19 protein-coding genes are annotated in these 19937 nt (G+C 44.3%); 11 read left to right on the top strand and 8 right to left on the bottom strand.

Going from position 1 to position 19937, the window contains the following annotated elements; all coding sequences use genetic code 11:
- Nucleotides 1–70: 70 nt before the first annotated feature.
- Nucleotides 71–598 (bottom strand): pyridoxamine 5'-phosphate oxidase family protein, encoded by a 528-nt coding sequence (locus A3762_RS09550; RefSeq protein WP_068755164.1) that lies wholly within the window; start codon nucleotides 596–598, stop codon nucleotides 71–73.
- Nucleotides 599–620: 22 nt separating this feature from the next.
- Entirely contained in the window at nucleotides 621–1043 is a 423-nt protein-coding gene (hutX, locus tag A3762_RS09545) for a heme utilization cystosolic carrier protein HutX (RefSeq protein WP_068479955.1), read from the bottom strand.
- Between the two features lie 200 nt (nucleotides 1044–1243).
- Between hutX and A3762_RS09540 the strand changes: the two genes are divergently transcribed.
- The 3 genes from A3762_RS09540 to A3762_RS09530 are packed head-to-tail and all read left to right on the top strand — an operon-like array spanning nucleotide 1244 to nucleotide 3970.
- The gene (locus A3762_RS09540) at nucleotides 1244–2107 is read left to right on the top strand and encodes a hemin ABC transporter substrate-binding protein (RefSeq protein ID WP_068501117.1); all 864 of its coding nucleotides are present in this window, start codon (nucleotides 1244–1246) and stop codon (nucleotides 2105–2107) included.
- 60 nt (nucleotides 2108–2167) lie between these two features.
- Nucleotides 2168–3187: an iron ABC transporter permease gene (locus tag A3762_RS09535; protein WP_068755162.1), complete on the top strand. Its 1020-nt coding sequence runs from the start codon at nucleotides 2168–2170 to the stop codon at nucleotides 3185–3187.
- Nucleotides 3188–3970 (top strand): heme ABC transporter ATP-binding protein, encoded by a 783-nt coding sequence (locus A3762_RS09530; RefSeq protein ID WP_156493359.1) that lies wholly within the window; start codon nucleotides 3188–3190, stop codon nucleotides 3968–3970.
- A gap of 475 nt (nucleotides 3971–4445) precedes the next feature.
- Here A3762_RS09530 and A3762_RS09525 read toward each other — a convergent pair whose 3' ends face one another.
- Together A3762_RS09525 and A3762_RS09520 are read right to left on the bottom strand one after the other, a co-directional pair.
- Entirely contained in the window at nucleotides 4446–5591 is a 1146-nt protein-coding gene (locus A3762_RS09525; RefSeq protein WP_068755160.1) for an HmuY family protein, read from the bottom strand.
- Nucleotides 5592–5635: 44 nt separating this feature from the next.
- Complete coding sequence (locus A3762_RS09520; protein ID WP_068755158.1) at nucleotides 5636–7648, bottom strand: TonB-dependent siderophore receptor; 2013 nt, start codon at nucleotides 7646–7648, stop codon at nucleotides 5636–5638.
- A 335-nt stretch (nucleotides 7649–7983) separates the two neighbouring features.
- On the opposite strand from A3762_RS09520, the gene A3762_RS09515 reads away from it, so the two are divergent.
- Genes A3762_RS09515 through A3762_RS09485 form a run of 7 tightly spaced genes read left to right on the top strand, consistent with a single transcriptional unit; the run spans nucleotide 7984 to nucleotide 14211 of the window.
- A complete protein-coding gene (locus A3762_RS09515) occupies nucleotides 7984–9861 on the top strand; it encodes a PepSY domain-containing protein (RefSeq protein WP_068755156.1) in 1878 nt (625 codons plus the stop codon).
- A gap of 9 nt (nucleotides 9862–9870) precedes the next feature.
- Complete coding sequence (locus tag A3762_RS09510) at nucleotides 9871–10206, top strand: hypothetical protein (RefSeq protein WP_068479939.1); 336 nt, start codon at nucleotides 9871–9873, stop codon at nucleotides 10204–10206.
- A gap of 3 nt (nucleotides 10207–10209) precedes the next feature.
- Nucleotides 10210–10752 (top strand): hypothetical protein, encoded by a 543-nt coding sequence (locus A3762_RS09505; RefSeq protein WP_068479938.1) that lies wholly within the window; start codon nucleotides 10210–10212, stop codon nucleotides 10750–10752.
- Nucleotides 10742–11671, top strand: coding sequence for a metal ABC transporter solute-binding protein, Zn/Mn family (locus A3762_RS09500; RefSeq protein WP_068755154.1), 930 nt, complete (start codon nucleotides 10742–10744; stop codon nucleotides 11669–11671). Before A3762_RS09505 ends, A3762_RS09500 begins: the two co-directional genes overlap by 11 nt.
- Nucleotides 11661–12383, top strand: a complete 723-nt coding sequence (locus tag A3762_RS09495) for a metal ABC transporter ATP-binding protein (protein ID WP_068755152.1) — start codon at nucleotides 11661–11663, stop codon at nucleotides 12381–12383. Before A3762_RS09500 ends, A3762_RS09495 begins: the two co-directional genes overlap by 11 nt.
- Nucleotides 12380–13258 carry a metal ABC transporter permease gene (locus A3762_RS09490; protein ID WP_068479934.1) on the top strand — a complete coding sequence of 293 codons (879 nt, stop codon included), beginning with the start codon at nucleotides 12380–12382 and terminating at the stop codon, nucleotides 13256–13258. The genes A3762_RS09495 and A3762_RS09490 overlap by 4 nt, the downstream gene beginning before the upstream one ends.
- A 35-nt stretch (nucleotides 13259–13293) precedes the next feature.
- Nucleotides 13294–14211 (top strand): hypothetical protein, encoded by a 918-nt coding sequence (locus A3762_RS09485; protein ID WP_068755150.1) that lies wholly within the window; start codon nucleotides 13294–13296, stop codon nucleotides 14209–14211.
- A 76-nt stretch (nucleotides 14212–14287) separates the two neighbouring features.
- On the opposite strand, the gene A3762_RS09480 is transcribed toward A3762_RS09485, so the two are convergent.
- Nucleotides 14288–14743, bottom strand: a complete 456-nt coding sequence (locus tag A3762_RS09480; RefSeq protein WP_068479932.1) for a hypothetical protein — start codon at nucleotides 14741–14743, stop codon at nucleotides 14288–14290.
- Between the two features lie 222 nt (nucleotides 14744–14965).
- Between A3762_RS09480 and A3762_RS09475 the strand changes: the two genes are divergently transcribed.
- Complete coding sequence (locus A3762_RS09475; protein WP_068755148.1) at nucleotides 14966–17227, top strand: TonB-dependent siderophore receptor; 2262 nt, start codon at nucleotides 14966–14968, stop codon at nucleotides 17225–17227.
- Nucleotides 17228–17292: 65 nt separating this feature from the next.
- On the opposite strand, the gene A3762_RS09470 is transcribed toward A3762_RS09475, so the two are convergent.
- The 3 genes from A3762_RS09470 to A3762_RS09460 are packed head-to-tail and all read right to left on the bottom strand — an operon-like array spanning nucleotide 17293 to nucleotide 19824.
- Nucleotides 17293–17895 carry a bifunctional 2-polyprenyl-6-hydroxyphenol methylase/3-demethylubiquinol 3-O-methyltransferase UbiG gene (locus A3762_RS09470; protein ID WP_068755147.1) on the bottom strand — a complete coding sequence of 201 codons (603 nt, stop codon included), beginning with the start codon at nucleotides 17893–17895 and terminating at the stop codon, nucleotides 17293–17295.
- Nucleotides 17896–17941: 46 nt separating this feature from the next.
- Nucleotides 17942–19123: a hypothetical protein gene (locus tag A3762_RS09465; RefSeq protein WP_156493358.1), complete on the bottom strand. Its 1182-nt coding sequence runs from the start codon at nucleotides 19121–19123 to the stop codon at nucleotides 17942–17944.
- A 5-nt stretch (nucleotides 19124–19128) separates the two neighbouring features.
- Entirely contained in the window at nucleotides 19129–19824 is a 696-nt protein-coding gene (locus tag A3762_RS09460) for a TonB family protein (RefSeq protein ID WP_156493357.1), read from the bottom strand.
- Nucleotides 19825–19937 lie beyond the last annotated feature (113 nt).

Raw genomic sequence — 19937 nt, 5'->3', positions numbered from 1 at the left:
CCATGCGGCTTTTTTTATTCTCTCTTAAATGCACATTTGGGGTCAGAGTCTTTTCACTCTACCCCCTTTTTTAAGCCGCTTCTTCTTCGCGCTTTTTATGGCCGTCACGCAAATGCTCGATGCTTTCGCCTAAAAAGCCTTCGCCCTTGATCGCATAAGCCTTACCAAAACCAACCACATAGCGCCCTTCATTTGGCGTTAATTTATACAGCTTAAAATCTGTGTGGCTAACCAAACCCGTAATACGATCGCCAAAGCGTTCAACTAGGCAATCTATGCCTTTTTGCCATCCTTCAGCCTGGTATTCAATCAACTCAGATTTAGCTGCATAGTTGACACGCTCAAGTGCAAACAACTGCTTAGATGTGTCTTCGTCCGCACTCACTAAAATTGAGGCAACCGGATTATTCGCAAGGTAAACGCCATGACGGGCCACGTCACTAAGTAGTACATAAAAGTTCTTTTCATCCATCGCGAAAGGCGCATACGACGCAAACGGCAAACCTTCGGTGGTAATGGTCGAAAGGTTGAGCGTTTTTCTCTCTTGAAGAAAGGACTCAATGTCGCCTTCTAATTTTTTTAGTTTCTCTTCTCTCATGTTCTTGTCCTACTAAGTTCTATTACTCATTTACTTTTAGTTGTTTTGCTTGCGCCTGCATTTCTTTAAAACCATCCACTTGCGCATGAATCAACTCGCCTGACTCATCACGCCCTAGGAATACTTTAAATATGCAATCATTGTTCTTGTCGCGGAATACAAAGGCATAGCTTTGACGACCACGGTGCAATTTATCTTGGAAGGTAATTGCCTTTACGTTCTTTAAGTTCAAATGCCCTTGAAAGCCCGCAGCATTGCCATGCCCGAAGTTGTAAAAACCTTCGCCTAGCGTGCCTTTAGGAAATGCACCTTTAAATTCAAACACGCAACCTCCCGAGAATACGATTGTGGTCAGCGGCCCCCAAGTGCTTAGCAGTTCAAGTAAACCCTGCGCCTGCTCACCTTGAATAATTGGATCGTTATCAATATCAACTTTATCAGTCATGCCTTTTTCCTAGCGTGCTATATTCCCAAGGTCGCGAAAGGTAACAGACGAAGCTTTATATGTAAATACGAATTAGTCTCATTTCGATTGACATTGCCATTACCGTCCTCTATTCTTGCGCTTTCTTAAATATCACCCTAAGAAAGTGCGACTTAAACTATTTTCTACGCACTATCTGTCACGCCCCTTCGGAGACCAAAATGCGCAGCGCCGGAATTAGTTTTGCAAAATCATTGGCATGCTTTTCTCTACTTCTCACAGTTATTACCACACAAACAGCTCTCGCCGAAGATGAGACTCCTCGCATTATCAGCGCAGATCTAGGCACCACCCAAGTCCTACAAGCCCTTAACCTTCAGGATGCTATTATTGCTGTGGATGTCACGTCAGTTCGTCAACCCGAATTACGAGGCTTGCCCAGCATTGGCTACCACCGCCAACTTTCACCCGAAGGCTTACTAAGCATCAAAGCAGACGCTCTTGTAGGCGCCGCAGACATGGGTCCTGAAACCGCAATCAACGCTCTTGAAAAAACCGGCGTCCAAATTATTCAACAGGAATCACCAAAAACAATCGATACTCTTATCGAAAACGTCCGTACACTTTCTACCGAATTTAATCACAAAGAAGACGGCGAAAAGCTCATCAACATCATCGAAGAGATGCGCACAACACTTGCCAACACTTCGGTGAAACAAAAGACAGCGATCTTCCTCTTAGATATGGGCGGCCATGGTGGCGCCAACGGAAGCATGGCAGGTCAAGGCACAGGTGGCGACGCGTTTCTGAATCTACTTGGCCTAGAAAATATGGCGAAATTCCCAGCATATCGCGAAGCTTCACGCGAATCACTCATCGCACTAAACCCAGACGTTATCGTATTAGCGAGCGGCGGTCGCCCTAGCAAAGGACCAAAACTAGAAGATAGCGAAGTCATCGCTTTAACGCGCGCAGCGAAAGAGAAAAACATTATGGGCATGAACGCCAGTACGCTCGTAGCCGGCCTAAGCGTTGCTGCGATGGACGAAGCCATTCGAGTTAAAACCACGCTTGCCAAGAAGTAATCGTTTTTAGTCAAACAGGCGCGTGTCAGCACGCGCCACTTATGTAATACCTATTATAATATGCGCATACCTTTCAACTTACTGGTCGCCTTCTTTGCGCTCAGCACATTGTTTTTCGTCGGACTATCGATTGTTACAGGCGCTGTAAACATCAGCTTTAGTGATGCATACGGTGTAATCACTTCTTCGTTTAGCAACAGAGAAACCACTGAATACTCGCTTGCCTCAGTCGTACTACTTGAGCTCCGACTACCACGGATAGCGCTAGCCTTACTCGTCGGTTGCATACTCGCGCAAAGTGGAGCGGTACTTCAAGGACTTTTCCGAAACCCACTAGCCGACCCCGGTATTATTGGCGTTTCTTCTGGTGCGGCGGTAGGCGCCATCGTCGCCATCGTTGTTCTGCCTGAAGCATGGAAAGTATGGAGCATCCCGGGACTCGCTTTCTTAGCAGGTTTAGGTACTACCTTTCTTGTATATTCACTAGCTCGTTCTGAAAAAGGCACCTCAGTTGTTATTCTGCTTCTCGCAGGTGTGGCTATGTCTGCATTTGCTGGAGCTGCGATTGGATTTATGACCTATTTTGCGGACGACAATAACCTACGAGAGTTAAGCGTCTGGCAAATGGGTTCGTTAGCTAAAGCAAAATCAGAAGAACTCCCATTACTGCTTTTTGTCTGCATCGTATTAGTCGTTTTATTCCAGCGACAAACCAATGCTTTAAACGCCTTGTTATTGGGTGAATCCGAAGCTCGCCATATGGGAATTAAAGTAGAGCGCCTAAAGAGAAACGCCATCATTCTTGTTGCAATAGGGGTCGGCGTGGCTGTGGCATATTCGGGAATCATAGGTTTTGTCGGGCTTGTAGTTCCGCATATCGTGCGCATGCTTTGCGGCCCAAATCATCGATTCCTCCTCCCTGTAAGCGCGATTCTAGGCGGAATGCTACTACTTATTTCAGACCTAGTTGCCCGTACAATTTTAACACCTGCAGAGCTTCCCATCGGCTTGATCACATCAATGATAGGAGCCCCTTTCTTTATTATTTTGTTATTGCGCGAACGTAAGAGGTGGTACTAAATGTCAACTTCTAACCCAACAATCATACTGAGCGTTAACAATTTACAAGTTAAAGCAGGAAACAAAACACTACTTCGTACAACCCATGAGGAATTTAGCGAGGGTGAATTTTGGGCAATTGTCGGCGCCAATGGCGCAGGTAAGTCTACATTTTTAAAAGCCATATCCGGCGACAACAACTACACCGGCGACATTCTCTTACACGGAAAAGAACTTCGGCAATGGGACTCAATGGAGCGCGCTCGCCATGTAGGCGTACTTCCTCAGTCGTCAATTCTCTCATTTGCATTCAAAGCAAAAGAAGTCGTTGAACTAGGGCTCACACCACTTTCACTTAGTAGAGAACAAGCAGAGCAAGTAGTAAACGAATGCATGCGCCGTTGCGACTGCCTGCATTTAGCAGATGAATATTACCCTCAGCTTTCAGGTGGAGAACAGCAACGCGTAAACCTCGCACGCGTATTGGTACAAATTAGCCAAGCCAAACAAACACCCGTGTTATTGTTAGACGAAGCACTCTCAGCCCAAGACCTTGGACACCAACACCAACTATTAGAATTTGTCACTCAACTCTGTAAACAGCACAACATACTCATTGTTGGCGTACTCCACGACCTAAACCATGTACTGAAATACTGCGACAAGGCCTTACTCATCGACCAAGGCAAAGCTGTTCAAAAAGGCAATGTGGAAGACGTACTCAATGCCGAAAACATTGAACGCTGCTGGAAATACAAAGCGGAATTCGCCAGCTCATCCGAAGGATATAAGCTGATTATTTGATGGATAGCGAAAGCTAGAAGCTAGAAGCTAGAAGCTAGAAGCTAGAAGCTAGAAGCTAGAAGCTAGAAGCTAGAAGCTAGAAGCTAGAAGCTAGAAAATGATCATTCCAAGTCATACTGACCTACCAAAGAAATCGACTCAACAAAACCCGTTATTGGGGCAAGGCGATGGCGGCAAAAAAGCGCTTTTCACCTTGAATGACCAAAGGTAAACCCGAGGGGCGAACGAAACGAATAATCTATTGCTTTAATCTATAGAAGATTAAACAAACCACCCACCCTTCTATCCCTATCGGCCCATAGCCTCAGACCAAAAGCGGATCAGCATCTTAATAAAACACCATTAAGTAAAATCTTTCTATTCGCCCTAAGCTGCGAGCCCCCAACTCTGCACACCAATATACAAACAAAGTCGCCATTTATTTCAGGCAAAAAAATACCCCTACATCAGGGGTATTTTCTCAACTAGCTAAGACTTAGTTAGAAGTATTCTCAACAAAACGAATTGTTGGATAGCCACTTGTCCCGGTGCCGTCATAGTAATTGATAATCTGCAGATTATAGACTTTCGCATCAGCATCCGTGGCGTCAGTATCAATCGTATACGTGCGATAGTTTGGCCACAACTTATGGTTACCTTCTAAATTGTACGCATACCATTCGTTAGCAGTAAAGATGCTCGCATTTGAATCAGTAACATAGTGATTTGAAATGTCACGACCAGACCCTGGCGCCATTGTCGCAGATGTGTATGCTTCAGCATCTGTAGTCGTCAATGGACCAAATACACCACCATTTCCGGAACCCGAAATACCACCGTTCGTGCGAACATTAAAACCACGTGCTGGAGGAGCTGGCAATTCGAACTGAACATCCCAAGAAGCATCAGAGCACGCCACCTCAGCGGCCGTGTCGAAATCATAACACTCTGATTGCCCTGGCATTACATTCACAACAAATGACTCATTGGAATCAAGAATTTGCGAAGTACCCTGGGCTTGAACGTCAAATTCAAATGTTACTTCCGCATGCGCGTAGTCATACAAGAAATATGTCGCCTTCATGCGCGCATAACTATCACCCTCTGCAGAACGAATTAACCAAGAATTATCAGAGTTCGCACTAGTATTGGGAGGATTACCGCCACCAACGTGCTGGTAATTATACCAATCACCGCTCACCGCTAGATTCTCAGAATCCGACACAAACGTCAGAAGACTTGTATCGTACGACGCTAAAAGATGCTCTTCTTCGATAGCATCACTCGCATTAAGAAAAACGTTTACGTCAGCATCGTCACCACTGTAAAAATCATCTTGAGCAGCAGCCAGTGCACCTTCGACATTACCAATGCCGCTAGTACCACCATTCAAAATAGCGCCATTACGACGAAAACCTATGTGCCATGCTGTTGACGCAGCCGCCTCCGCCGCAGTTAAACTAACTTCAGAGCCAGTTTCTAGATTGAAGTACGTGTAATCGGTATATGAAGATGCATCAATCTGTGTTGTTGGCGTTACACTTTCGTCTGAACCAACTACTGATGAAGATCCTGAACCGCCACAACCGACAAGTACTGCACTACTTACAGCAAGTGTTAATAATTTCTTTTGATTAGTCATTTTTTTACCCTTTACGAACAAGTTAGTAATTTTCAAATAGGCATCTAGAAGTGATCCAAGCGCAAACCAACAAAGACATAACGCCCCTGTTCCGGCCTTAAATCACTTGAGCTTTTAAAATCTTTCTGTGTATTTGTTATATTGTTGACACCCGCGAACACACTTAAATCTTGATACAGCTTATAAGCGCCACTCACATCAAACTCTGCGTATGATGGAGAGATCTGAGAATTCGTGTCGTCAAAATACTCTTTATCCTGCCAACGCGCTGAAACGCTAACAGATAGTGGAGAGTCGGTAGGTGTGTAGCTAAGATTGGTCTTTATTTGATGCCGAGGACGTTTAGTAAGATTAAGGCCTGTGTTAAGATCTTTAGCATCAAGATAGGTATACCCTGCAGTTAGTTTTGTCGCTTCATTTAGCTCTAATTTCGTAGCGATTTCCGCGCCTTGCGTCCGCGCCTTCGAGATATTCCCGTATTCAAATATTTGCACAAGCCCGTATGTTGGGTCATTTTCCATCCTCACAAACTCGGTTTCGATCATATCCTTCAAATCATTTCTAAAAAGATTCAAGTCAAATTCAAAAGAGTCACCATTCAAGACCCAGCCAAGTTGGTAGCTGTTCGAATATTCCGGTTTAGTGTCTGGATTTCCTAGAACCTTGTAGCCATGCTGACTGTGGTCAAACTCAAAGTAGCGCTCTTTCAAGCTTGGCACTCGATACCCCTTGCCAACACCAAATCGCAAAAAGTGATCAAGCCCCACTGAAGACGGAAAGTCATATCGACCATTAATCTTAGGACTAAAATAGCTTCCAAAATCGCTATCATCTTGATATCGAAAACCAGGCAATAATTCTAAAGAATCAGACGCATAAATATCTTCTTGGTAATACAACGAAGTATTGTCACGCGCGCCATCAACCTCTGGCGTCCAACCCGTAACGACCTTGTACTGATCTTGTTCTACTTCAGCTTCAAAGTATTCGATACCAAACGTTCGCAACGTTCCATATGATGTAGACGTATCTATCTGTGCAGAGAGACTTTGACTGATATGCCGAGGCACCCTCTTTTGCTCGGTGCCCGGATTCGTCACGATATCTTGGGTGGTCGGATTCTGAAAATCTTCGTAGAAATAACGAACGAAAATATCATCGTTTTCTAAAGACAAGTCACCACCCAAGCGATATGTGTACCTCTCCACTTCTTCAGTTTTCTCGGTTTGAAGACGGGCTGGAGCCGCGCCTGTAGAAGGCGTATTAAGATCCTCAGTATAGGTAGCAAAAGATGTAAAAATACGTGCATTATCGACCGGTGAAAAACCAATCTCAGCGCTTGTATTTAATCTCGTACCCGAAGGGCCTTGTTTATCCCAAGTTGCTACATCTGTCGTAAAACCATCACTATCTCGAACGTCATAACTGAACTCTAAATCAAACGCTTCCTCTTTGTAACTTAGCCAACCAGCGCTCGAGCGAACGGCGGCATCTAGCTGGTTGTCGGATACATTCTGCTCTCCGTAACTACCTACATCTCCCTTTACGGTATATGACAATCCGCCAGCGGGATCAGTCGTAATGACATTAACCACTCCTCCAATTGCGTTGCTGCCGTATAAAGCGGAAGTAGCCCCCTTGACGATTTCAATTTGCTCGACATTAGCAAGACCAATTTGAGTTAAGTCAGTACCAGAATTCGTACTTTGGGAGACGCGCTCACCATCGATTAAAACAATGACTCGTTTAGCATCGACACCCTGCATCCATACCTCAGAGCCTGACTTACCATGGATCGACTTAATCAAAAGCCCTGGCACATCTTTAATCGCCTCACTTAGATCACGTGCATTTTTTAGCACTATCTCCTCGCGCGAAATCACCTCTACACGCACTGGCGATTCGAGAAGCAATTTCTCAGTTCTAGAGCCTGTAATGACAACAGTTTCTGCTTGAAAGGAATCTGTCTTGACTTCAGTTTGTGTCGTCTCAGCCGTGGTTACCGTGCTACACACAGACAACATACTTGCAGCAGTAAGGGATAACGTCTTATTCATTTATGTGATTACTTACTCTTTATAACGCTCAAACCGAATCTAAGCGCGTGGTATTAATTTTAGAGGGCGCGAGATTACCAACTAAACAAGGAAGTATCAATACAAATGCAAATCATTCTTATTTGTTTTTCTATTACCAACTAGGGAACAACCTTTTTACCCGCACCAATGCCACAACACCCCACTTAATCCGACTAAATTGCATAGTCGCAGGCTCATTCATTAACAATAAGGAAAAGTTTTGTGTATGTTTGCTAATGCAAATGATAATACTTATCATATACATCTAACAGCAATTCTTTTATCCAAAACAAACATACAATGGAGTTTCTGCAGTGAGCGCAGACGTAAATACCGCCTCGGGTTTCGGCGAGATTGGACAAGAAGCACAACCCACTACCGACAAAAGCAAAAAGAAGTCGCGAAAAAAAAAGCTTACGGCACATAAAGCCGCTTACCTAATACATAGCTACATTGGCTTAAAGCTTTCCCTTCTATTTAGTGTGGTACTAATTACTGGAACGCTTGCCGTATTCGCAGAAGAAATCGACTGGCTAGTCTACTCCGAGGTAAGAGTTCAACCACAGGGAGAAAGATTAAGTTCGGGTGAAGTATTTGACCGAATGCAAGAGCAACTACCTAACGTCGGTTTAAGCGCTTTTCAAACAGCAAACGATAGAACACATACCGCTGCTCACGCGATGATGACCCTACCCGATGGTGGGTTTAAAAAAGTTTGGGCAGACCCCTACACTGGAGAAGTTACTGGCGTAACGAATTTTTTGACTGTTGGAGAGTTTATGTCAATTCTCCACAAAAACTTGTTCATGCCATTAATTGGCCGTGCGGTCGTCAATGTCTTTGGTGTGCTGTGTCTGATTGGTTTAATTACTGGGCTAATCTCTTATCGCAAATTCTGGAAGCAGTTCTTTAAGCTTCCTCGATGGAATGCAAATTTCCGCGTATTTTTGGGCGATCTACACAAGTTTTTAGGTTTATGGTCGTTGTGGTTCGTGCTGATTATTGGCGTAACTGGGTCCTGGTGGTTTTATCAAAACCCACTAGTAAATTATGGCGTTGTACCTCAGTTTTTGCCTGAACGCACCATTGACCCAGCACTAACGAAGCACGACTTAAAAGCGCTAGGCAAAGGCATTCCAAGCCCACTCACGTCAAAAGAAATTGTTGAAGCAGTCCACAAGCACGATCCTGAGTTTATCCCCCACTTTTTAAATCCACCGGAACACAACGGCATGGCTTATGCCGTCCATGGTACAAAGCACGACCTTCTGACCATGAAATGGGGAAGCTCATACTATGTAAACCCATATACAGGCGAAGTTATTGGAGCAAAGCTTGCGCAGGACGCACCAGCGATCTCGAGAGTAGATTGGTCGATGCGACCATTGCATTACGGCACATTTGGTTATGACGGATTTTGGGATTTATTTGTGAAAACAATTTGGTTCATCTTCGGTTTGGCGATGAGCATTCTATCCATCTCTGGCATGATCATTTTCTATCAGCGGACCAAATCGGCAACTAAAAAAACCATCAATAGCGGGCGTATCCGAGGAAAACTTAAGAAAGTTTGGTTAGTACTTAGGCCATGGGGCGGACCAATGTCTGGGTTCAAATATCTCAATTGGGCTTTTCTTACTGTCATCTGTATCGGCATTAGTATCGGCTTTAAACTGCAGAGCGAAGGAACGTCGGGATCCGGTTACCAGTATAAAGCTCAAGACATAGGGCCATGGAACATATCGCTCAACGCGACTCTCGGATTACTTGAAAAAGACCTAGATCCGATTCAAGCAGGACGCTCCACTACCCTCAACGCATATATCCATGAAGGACATGCCGACGCGATAAAGTTCATGTATGTAAAAGTGGGCAAACCACGCACAAAGCGTGCTCCAGGGGCGGTATTACATGGCACCGTTGGCAATCAACATGCGCATACACCAATTCCAAAGACACTAAAAGACGACGCCGAGTTATGGCTCACGATAGAGAGTTGGGACGGGGAATTTTATCAAACCTCTTGGTCATTGATGCCTGACGGCATTAACACCGTTGATTTACGCGCATCTCAAGCCGACGAAGTAAGCGTCAAGTCGGTCAACCCAACAAACCAAACTGGGAGTTCTCAAACACAGAATACTCCTGCACATCACCTTAAAACAGAACAACACACACTTGCTGCCAAGTAGGATTAATTCGTGAAAACTATCAAAAAGGTACTACCACTTGTCGCAGGTTTAGTCGTCTTTATCCCACTAAGCCATGCCCATTACCCTATTTTAAACTGCACGGTTGGAAACAACGAAAAAGCCCCTCATCAAGTACGATGCGAAGCTAGTTTTTCAAACCGAGCGAAGGCACCTAATGTCATTATGGAAGTTTACTCAGAAGATGACGAAGTCATCTCTGAAGGACACACAGATAACGATTCCATTTACACCTTTGATCGTCCTGAGGGCGTGTATTTTATTATTATGGATGCAGGCCCTGGCCACGTCTTAGAAATCTCCGACGAAGAAGTCGTTGAGATCTAACATATGACAACTTACTCGGAAAAAGTACGTGCGCGAGATGGCAAGCTTGAAGACAAGCTTGTGTTTGGATTTAGCGCGCTGACTTTGCTGATAGCAGCGATTTTACTGTATTCCTTATACGGCCATCCACAAGCTGATTTCACGGCTGTACCAAAACCTATTCGCGCTGCTCTAACCTCGTTAAGCAATGCAGGTGAAGAAATACAAATGGTTCGAGCAATTGAAGGGCGCATACCGAGTGTTGATGAACTTTCCGAACTCGGCATCCAACCATTTTCATCCACACACTTGGAATCGCTTATTCAATTTCACTGGGCGCAAGTAACAACGTGCTATGTTGGTCAAACTCAAATAAAGACTCACCGCTATTTCATCAAACTTGAGCTACCAAATGGCGCGGGCGAACCAAAAAGTCCTCTCTGGTATTACGATGAACAAAACAATCTTAGCAACATTGACCTAAAGACCCTTTGTTTCGACACCACTATCCATTGGCACTCCGCGGCAACAATTAATAAGATTTACGAAAACAAACATGATCACTAGCCTTCTCACGCGCATAAAAACTATACGACCGATATTACGAATTGCTTTTCTAACATCGCTTCTGGTCACAAGTCATAATGTATCAGCCAAACTCAATATTGGTATTACTCTTCATCCTTATCATAGCTATGTGGCAAACATTGTTGGTGACCGAGCAAATGTAATACCTCTGATCGAAGCAGGGTTTAATCCACACGCCTACAAACTCTCACCTGCAGATTTAAATCGTTTAAAAAACATGGATGCAATCGTGGTGAACGGTATTGGCCATGACGAATTTGCAATGGAAGCGATTAGAAAACTGAAACTTCCAAAACTTTCGGTTATTGAAGCCAATGCAGCAGTGCCTCTCATTAGTAAACGAGGAGGAAAGGTACACAATCCTCACACATTTGTAGCCATCGAGGCGGCGATTAGACAAATCTATACCATTGCGCGCGAACTTGGAGAGTTAGACCCAAACAATGCTAAGTTCTTCCTAAAAAATGCTTTCATCTACGCAAGACAGCTACGTGCGATTAAAAATAAGGCATTAGAAAGTATTAGCCAACTGGATATCGGTCTCATCCGTATTGCAAGCACACACGGAGCCTATGGTTATCTTCTTCAAGAATTTGGCATGACTGTCTCAGCTGTTGTTGAACCAGCGCATGGCCTATCACCTAGCGCATCGCAACTTCAAGACACGATTAATAAAATCAAAGCTGCTAACGTTCAAGTGCTTTTTACTGAACTAAATATGCCTAATCAATACGTGGACGTGATAGAAAAGGAAAGTGGAACGCGCATTTACCATTTTTCTCATATGACCTACGGCGAATACCGTGATGCTCTAGTGCTTGAGGACATGACACACAACCTTCTCACACTTGTTAAAGCCCTCTCTTACGCATCTGAGACTCTCAACAATGATTCGTAAACAGATAGCAGGCCCTAGCCTTAGACTTGAAAATGTCTTCTTTCAAGCAGGCAATAAAATACTACTCAATAACATCTCTGTCGAATTCAAGAACGGTAACTGGTTTGGCATTGCAGGGCCAAATGGCGGAGGTAAGAGCACGCTGATAAAAACGATTCTTGGGCTGAACAACCACCAAGGCAGCATCATCTTAGATTGGCCATCCAGCCCAGAACTATCAAATGCCGGAAACATAGGATACATACCGCAACTGCTTCCATTTGATGATAGCTTGCCCATCTCCGTTCGCGACTACTTGTTAATGAGCCTGTCTACCAAACCTGTTTGGTTCCGACGAGGTCTTCCTACTGATGTCGAAAACGCACTTGAACATACTCAATTAACAGACAGACTTGATCGTCGAATTGGTGATTTATCGGGCGGCGAAAGACAACGCTTAATGCTGGCAACCGCCCTATTACAAAATCCTGGGCTACTCATTCTTGACGAGCCAATGACTGGACTTGATGAGCAAGGAAAAACAGAATCCATAAATATTCTAAAAAAGTTTAGAGCGGCTGGCGGCACGATACTAATGATCGAGCACGACTGGACACTTATTCGTGAGCATTGTGATCATTGCTTCTGGGTTGATAAAACAATTCGAGAAATCGATCCTAGAGCCATTCAAGTTCAGCAAACTCCTTTTGATCAAGAAGGGGCAGTTTCATGAATATCATTTATGGACAATTTAATGATTGGGTGAACGCGGGCTTATTGCCAGATATGTTCGGCTATGAATTCCTTATAAACGCCCTGCTTGCCAGCATGATGATAGGCCCACTTCTAGGCTTACTTGGAACACTTGTTGTCGTAAAACGACTTGCGTTTTTATCTGAGGCTGTAGGTCATAGCGTACTAACCGGCGTTAGCATCGGCATATTACTGGGTGAACCAGTAGAGTCACCACTGATCAGTTTATTTAGTTTCTCTATTCTTTTCGCGCTGTTACTGCAGTGGATCAAAGGACGATCAAGCATTCCTTATGACGCTTTAATTGGCGTGTTCTTATCCTTTGCTCTCGCCTTAGGGGCAGCTCTGCTTTTGTATGTTGCAAAACACGTCAACGCTCACTTGATAGAACAAGTGATGTTTGGCTCCATTCTCGTCACTACGGTGAATGATTTAGTGATGTTGGTGATTATTTGTAGCATCGTTGCAGTGCTGGCTTATCACTATGGCAACCACGCTTATTTGGTCGCGATATCACCTGAAGTAGCACACAGCCAGCGCATCAACACACGCCTTCATGACTATGCATTTGTCATTATGATTGCCTTAATCACGGTTGCGTCTGTAAAGATTATCGGTGCAGTTTTAGTCGGCGCGCTTCTGCTTATACCTGCTGCAAGTGCGCGATTAATCGCATCAAACTTAAAACAGCTCTTAGTACTATCCGTACTATTTTCATCAACTGCGTCTGTGCTCGGTGTATTGATTCCCATGTACGGTGAATGGCCAGTTTCAGCTGGGCCGGCCATTACACTCTTTGCCTGTGCGTGGTTTTTGCTATCACTTCTCTATCGCCAAACGAAAATCGCCCGATAAAACTAGAGATCAAATAAACAACTAAGAATTGATAAATGAAAGGTAATTCAATGAAAGTGAGCTTTCTTTCCTACCGACTAATAGTCACGCTATCGAGCCTTATATTTATGAGTGCCTGCTCTACCCTCTCGGAAAAGAAGCATGTTAATGCTGACAACGCGCTACTTTCACAAACACCAAAAAAAGCAATCACAATCGCAAGCGCGATCCCCGTGCTCGACAGTATGGCGCGAGTGCTTGCCGAAAACTCGGTTTTTGAAACAGTCTACATTCCACCGGCACGCTATAGCATTAAGCGCATACCTGGCTGGTTGAAACGACAAGATAAGCAAACGTTCCCAGATGCAGATATCGCACTTGGAATGACCTCTGTCTGGCCAAGTATCGACATATACCCCGCCATACGTCTTAAAAATATTGGCGTGATAGAAATTGACGCCGCACACGCACTTATCCCTAACGGGGAACGAGTCGCAGTAACGCCAAACAGTGATAATGTTGATTATTTTTGGCTGAATCCTGCCAATGCAATCATGATGCTAGGCATTATTCATCGAGACTTATTAGCAGTCTCAAAGCGCAAAATTATAGACCACGCTCTTCTCACCAAAACACTCGATCAATTAAATGCTAACTTTAACGAGATAAGCCAAGCTCTTCGCAAAGTACAACTAGAAATTGATAACAAGCTAAATCAAATAGAAGTGCTTCAAGTCGTTATCGACAAGCCCGAGCAAAAAGCTCTCGCGGATGCTATCGGCGTGCCTTTAACCACTCTTGATGACCCAATGATTGAAGACTTTCCCATCTTATTTATCACCACTAAAAAGCCAAACCATAAGTCGCTAATAAAGCTACCTAAGTCAGCCCTTGTTTGGCATATAGACGCTATCGATAAGTTCAGTGAAAAAGGCTTGTTAGAGCGATATCAAGAACTTTATGACGGGCTTTAATACAGATTCAATTGCGCTTCTCGTTTGAAAAAAGCCTACAGCAGATACCGGCTTAGTGGCCGTTATAAAAAATAAATCAGTGCAATGTCGTTGTTGGACTAAACATCAAGGTAAACATATTGTGAGCATGAGCATAGGTTTCTTGATTGGTCTCGCTTAACTCTTGAACATGCTTACTGATGAACTTGCTCCACTCGTGATGCAAACGGTTACAAGCTTTCATTGTTTCGCAACGTGCCTGCTCAGACAGACAGCAATTACAGGAGTTCAACAAACGCTGAACAAAACGATATGCTCCAGCATACTGTAATGCTGCATCTTCAAAATCATACTGATGGCAGTGCGTATCAGCCATATTAAAATAGCTAATCAAAACACTTTTAATCACACATTCTGGCTCTGTCTGAATGCGATTTGGCAAATCGACCATCACGCAATTTAAGGATTTACTGTAATGCGCTAAGGCCATTGGATAATCCTCTTTCTTAAAGAATCGATTCCCAATTGTGATGTGCTCTTCCCAGTCGTTCATTCCTTTCCTTTTTATCTTTTCAAAAGTGAAGCGAAACATATTGTTCAATGCTGTTTACGAAGATTCTAATTACTTTTTCTTGACATGCAAATGATAATACGAATAATTCTCATACACATTACAAATAATAATAGAACGACAAACTAGATATGCTCGAAGGGATGCCTACAGCACTAGTTTTAATCAAATTTTTATTCGATGGGACTTAAAAGTAAAAAGACTATGAACAAAAAAACGATAAGTATCGCTGTTGCGTTAGCGAGTATTTCACCTGATCTACTGTACGCAGAACAAACGAAAGACAATGCAACAAAACTGGAACAAACAGTTGTTACGGGCACGCATGCAAAAGAAGCGCATGACATAAAAATTGAACCAAGTTCAACCAGTAAATTAAATGTATCATTAGAAGATCTTCCGCGCTCCGTAGATATTATTAGCAATGACGAGTTTACCGAACGAGGCTCTCTCAACCTACAAGATACATTAAATTATACTTCTGGTGTTTTTGCGGGCCCGTTTGGCATCGACACCCGCCTCGACTCTTCACAAATTCGTGGCATCAAGCCTCAACAATTTGAGGACGGCTTTATAGCATTTGAAGGTTTTTACAACGCGCCTCGCGTTGAAATTTTCACCTATGAGAACATCGAAGTCGTTAAAGGACCATCTTCAACTTTATACGGCCAAGGCGCACTGGGCGGAATCATTAATGCCAACTCTAAGCTTCCAAAGGAAGATGCCCAAGGTGAGTTTGGCGTACAAATCGGTGAAAATAGTCGAGTACAAACCATGTTTGATTCTACTGGCGCGATCAATGAGGATGGAAGTTTACTATACCGCTTTGTTGCCTTAAATCGTGATGCCGACACGGAAGTCGAGTATGTTCAAGACGACGCACTTGTATTAATGCCATCTCTTACATGGAAACCTTCTGAAGACACTCAACTAACAATCTTAGCGAAACATCAAAAGCACGATACGGGCTCTACCTTGCAATTCATCCCTAGTTTGGATGCAACACCAGGATTTTACGCGCCAGCTCCACCTTTTCCGGCCCCAACTTTACCGGCATTAACTGAGCTAGATATCGATACTAATACTTTTGTCGGCGAACCTGATTTCGATAAATATGAAACCGAGTCTAATTCTGTCTCTGCGATGTTTGAACACAATTTGAATGACATGCTCACATTGGCGACCAACACACGATATTGGAAATCCGAGTCAACCTACCAATATACGCAAGCAATTGGTTACTCTTTTGCCCCGCCTTACCTGCCAGCACTAGTGCCCACTCTTCCGCCGCTAACCGCTCCAGGCGATGTATATAGACTCCACTACGCCTCTGAAAAAGAACTTGAGATCTTCGCAAATAATCTCGCGTTGAAAGCCAATGGTAACTGGCTTGGACTTGAGCACAATGCACAAATTGGTTTGGACTACGTCAAAGCAGACACCGTTGACGATCGCGCACGAGATCCAGTGCTCGAAGCGCTCTACCAATCCATTACAATGAACCCAAACGCCGTATTGCCGGGTGCTTTCTTGGCAGACTCGAAGATCAACCTATTAGATCCCCAGTATTCTGGCGCAACGACGATTCCAACGACAAAGGAATATCGTGACAGCTCCAATGAGCAGATCGGCCTATATCTCGGAGACATCATGAGAGCGGGCAATGTGATCGCTTCAGTGAACGTGCGATATGATCGCGTCAAACAAAGCTTCGATCGTGTTGGCATCTATGGTGCTGCAGACTCAACGAGCTATAGCGATACCTTAGAAGACGTTAATACTGATTTTGCATTAATGTATCAATTCGAAAACGGTATCAGCCCTTACTACAGCTATGCTGAATCTTTTACTCCCAATGATGCTGACCAGAATGGCAACCTTGTTGATCCAAACGAAGGTAGTCAACATGAAATTGGTGTGAAGTTCTTATCTTCTGACAGCAACACCTTAGTGACAGCTGCAATATTCCAAATTGATGAAGACAACCGCGTCACCGATACAGATCCTGCGAACTTCAAAGTCATCGACGCTTCGTACGAAGGCGCTGAGCTTTCTGTTCAGCATCAAATTGAAGACATCCATATCCAAAGCTCTTATACCTATTTGGATACTGAGCAAAAGCAGACAGGTGCTAGCAAACTAAAAGTACCGAGTGTCGCAGATGAGATGGCAAATACATGGATCTCGTATATTCCTAGCGGCGGCGCATTAAATGGCTTCCGAGCAGGTATTGGAGCTCGCTATATTGGTAACACAGTGAGTGACACCAATATCTATGAAACAGCAGGATATACCCTATATGACGCTATGCTTGGCTACCGTTTTGCTGACGTGGATCTTCAATTGAACGTATCCAACTTAACTGATAAAGAGTATGTTGTTGGTGTGTCGGACCAAGATCTTGGCGCGTCAAGCTTTAAAGGACCTGAACGCTATGCTAGCTTAACGGCTAAATATCTATTCTAAGGTAATAGCTATTCTCAATTAGAAAGCGCCAATCGGCGCTTTTTTCGTCTTGACCAAGTGAAAATCTAAGGCAGCCTCAAGGCTACCCTACTCCATTTCACGTCTTCTTTGTTGGGTAAAATGCTGTCTTGATTATCGATACGCAGTGCAATCTCAAAACCTAGAATTTGCGCTTCTTCGCAAAGCGTACTCGCACAGGTTGGATAAACATGCGTACCTAAGCCCGCTGGGCCATTACGGAGAGATATGGCGCAAATAGCACCTGTATTCATCAGCGCTTTAAAGCGCTTGATCGCAGCAAGGCGCTGCGTTGGACAAAGGTGATGCCAAACGCCATCCACCAAAATAAAATCGAATTTATATGCAGGGTTTTCGAGAGAGGGTAAATTAGGAAGCGCATCATTTATCCACTCAATATCAAGTGCATGAAAATGCGCCTTCGCAATATCAACGAACTCTTTTAAGGGCTCTACGGCAACCGCCTGATAACCGAGATTCGCAAACGCTGCTGCGTTCTGACCAACACCCGCTCCTACATCTAATACACTTGCAGGAAGTGGTGGCAGAAGCTTGAAGAAATCACTGTTAATCTCTTCAAAAGATAAACCTAGGCTTACTGATGCAAAACGCTCGACTGCTTTTTCATACCCCGTTGTGCCGATAACCATTGGCGCTCCCACTTTTATATTAACCAAGCAAATGCTCAAAGTACGCTTAGGAGGCCGCTTGCACCTTCGCGATATACTTGAGCCAGCTTTCGACACTTTTTACCTGCGCGTGATCGCTCGGCATCTCGGCAAAGGCTTGTTTTGCTTTATCGAACTCGTGACGATTTACATAGGAAATCGCCAACATATACTGCAGATAATTATCGGAATGCTTCTTCAACCACGGCTTCAACAATACTTCTACCGCCGCCCACTCTTGCGATTCAAAATAGATCTCAACAAGCTTATTCACATACGTAACTTTCGGTGCGCGCTTAAGTAATTCTTCAAACACTAAAGCGGCTTGCTCATATTCTTTTGCTTCAGCAAACAAAGCTCCCTCTAGTTGAAGGTTAGTAACAGAGCTATCGAGGATTTTCTTGTTCCGCGCTTCTTGAATCGCAACAGCTGCTTTGTAAGGCATACCATCTTGATTCATCAACTGAGCCAACCGCTTATAATCTTTTTCATGCTGCTCAAGCCCATGCTGATGAGGCAAACGCGTACTATCCAAGGCACCTTTATGATCGCCCAGCTGCATATAGAAGCTTGCCAAACGACGCCATTCTTCTGCCTTATCACCATAATGATTCACTAAACGACGCTGCGCCTTAACCGCTTCTTTCCAATGCTCTTGATACACCTGCGCCGCTACGAGCATGCGATACCAGTCAATTGGCGCCCTCTCTCGTTTTGATAGTGCGGTTTGCAAAGGCGGAACCATCGCCGCCCAATCTTCGGTCGCCATAAAGGCTTGAGCCAGCATGACATAGTCTGTCGCACGTGCTTTTTGTGTATTGCTCGCTATCCAACTTTGTAGTTTTGTCTGACACGCACGCCATTCTTCAATGCCGCAATGCAGTTGTGCGATACCATGCAACAAGCTTTGCTGACTATTATCGTCAAGCACCTTCGCTTCATAAGCCTTTGTTAGATAGGCAAGTGCCGTTGGATAATCGTCTTCATGTACCGCAACTTGCCCCAAGGTTTGGCGAACAACGGCTTTAGCAAAGTCGCTGCGTAACTCTTCTTCCATTATCAGAAGTTGTGCCTTCGCTTCAATCCACGCATCCTCTTCAATCAGTTTCTGCACCGCTTGTAACTTTTTATACGCATAAGGGGACAAAGAATTTGCGTAAGAAAAACTCACGAAACTAAATAAAGAGCAAATAAGAATAAATCTAAACATACGCATTACTTCGGAATTTGAAACACATAGGTTTTACGTGCTTTAAAAGGCGTATAGGTACCACCGATTTCCATACGCTGAAACTTCGATCGACGTAGCGACCGCGCGACAGCCTTTTCAAACACGCCTTCTAGCGTCGCTTCAACGAAGGTAATTGAGTCTTCTCTCACTTTACCATCAGCCCCAACGACAAACTCTGCTGTCACAGAGCCTTCTATTTTCTTACGCAAGGCGCGCGAAGGATATTGCGGAGCGATGTCTTTTGTCGCGACTAGATTCGATTGAAACGGAATATCAACGGACACGGAGTTCGCATTGGGCGCCTCCATACTAATACCAGAGAGATTAAGCGACATATCGACGTTTACGTTCAGCGTAATTTTAGGCACGGCGATATCTATAGGCGTTGGCTCGATGGCCAAGTCATTTTTAGGCATTGGCCGATTAAGCATTGGCTCAACGGGAGGCTGCTCTATCAATTCAGGCTCGTCTGGTTTGGCGCGTTCTCGCAGTTGAAGGTCACTATCTTGTTCAACAAACAAAAAGCTCAAATCGACAGACTGATCCGCCACTTGCTCTTGCTTAAAATCTGGCGACGGAACACCCGACAAAATACTAAAAATGATGGTTGAGGCGACTAATGCCAAAGGCATCAAGAACGCATAACGCGCATAACGACTTTCGAGGGACAATACCGACACGGACGCTGCCACCTACTTCGACTTCGTTGCGACGGTATACGGCACACCGGCCTGACGGATTTGGTCGATCAAGGCAACTAAGCTACCTGTGCTTGACGCCTCATCCGCTTGCA

Source organism: Oleiphilus sp. HI0125, from assembly GCF_001635355.1.
Note: the sequence above shows the minus strand (reverse complement) of the source record. Positions and strands in the feature narration are given on the sequence as shown.

Coding starts and splice junctions, on each gene's coding strand:
- A3762_RS09550 (WP_068755164.1), bottom strand. CDS start 598: ATGAGAGAAGAGAAACTAAAAAAATTAGAAGGCGACATTGAGTCCTTT.
- hutX (WP_068479955.1), bottom strand. CDS start 1,043: ATGACTGATAAAGTTGATATTGATAACGATCCAATTATTCAAGGTGAG.
- A3762_RS09540 (WP_068501117.1), top strand. CDS start 1,244: ATGCGCAGCGCCGGAATTAGTTTTGCAAAATCATTGGCATGCTTTTCT.
- A3762_RS09535 (WP_068755162.1), top strand. CDS start 2,168: ATGCGCATACCTTTCAACTTACTGGTCGCCTTCTTTGCGCTCAGCACA.
- A3762_RS09530 (WP_156493359.1), top strand. CDS start 3,188: ATGTCAACTTCTAACCCAACAATCATACTGAGCGTTAACAATTTACAA.
- A3762_RS09525 (WP_068755160.1), bottom strand. CDS start 5,591: ATGACTAATCAAAAGAAATTATTAACACTTGCTGTAAGTAGTGCAGTA.
- A3762_RS09520 (WP_068755158.1), bottom strand. CDS start 7,648: ATGAATAAGACGTTATCCCTTACTGCTGCAAGTATGTTGTCTGTGTGT.
- A3762_RS09505 (WP_068479938.1), top strand. CDS start 10,210: ATGACAACTTACTCGGAAAAAGTACGTGCGCGAGATGGCAAGCTTGAA.
- A3762_RS09500 (WP_068755154.1), top strand. CDS start 10,742: ATGATCACTAGCCTTCTCACGCGCATAAAAACTATACGACCGATATTA.
- A3762_RS09495 (WP_068755152.1), top strand. CDS start 11,661: ATGATTCGTAAACAGATAGCAGGCCCTAGCCTTAGACTTGAAAATGTC.
- A3762_RS09490 (WP_068479934.1), top strand. CDS start 12,380: ATGAATATCATTTATGGACAATTTAATGATTGGGTGAACGCGGGCTTA.
- A3762_RS09485 (WP_068755150.1), top strand. CDS start 13,294: ATGAAAGGTAATTCAATGAAAGTGAGCTTTCTTTCCTACCGACTAATA.
- A3762_RS09480 (WP_068479932.1), bottom strand. CDS start 14,743: ATGAACGACTGGGAAGAGCACATCACAATTGGGAATCGATTCTTTAAG.
- A3762_RS09475 (WP_068755148.1), top strand. CDS start 14,966: ATGAACAAAAAAACGATAAGTATCGCTGTTGCGTTAGCGAGTATTTCA.
- A3762_RS09470 (WP_068755147.1), bottom strand. CDS start 17,895: ATGGTTATCGGCACAACGGGGTATGAAAAAGCAGTCGAGCGTTTTGCA.
- A3762_RS09465 (WP_156493358.1), bottom strand. CDS start 19,123: ATGTTTAGATTTATTCTTATTTGCTCTTTATTTAGTTTCGTGAGTTTT.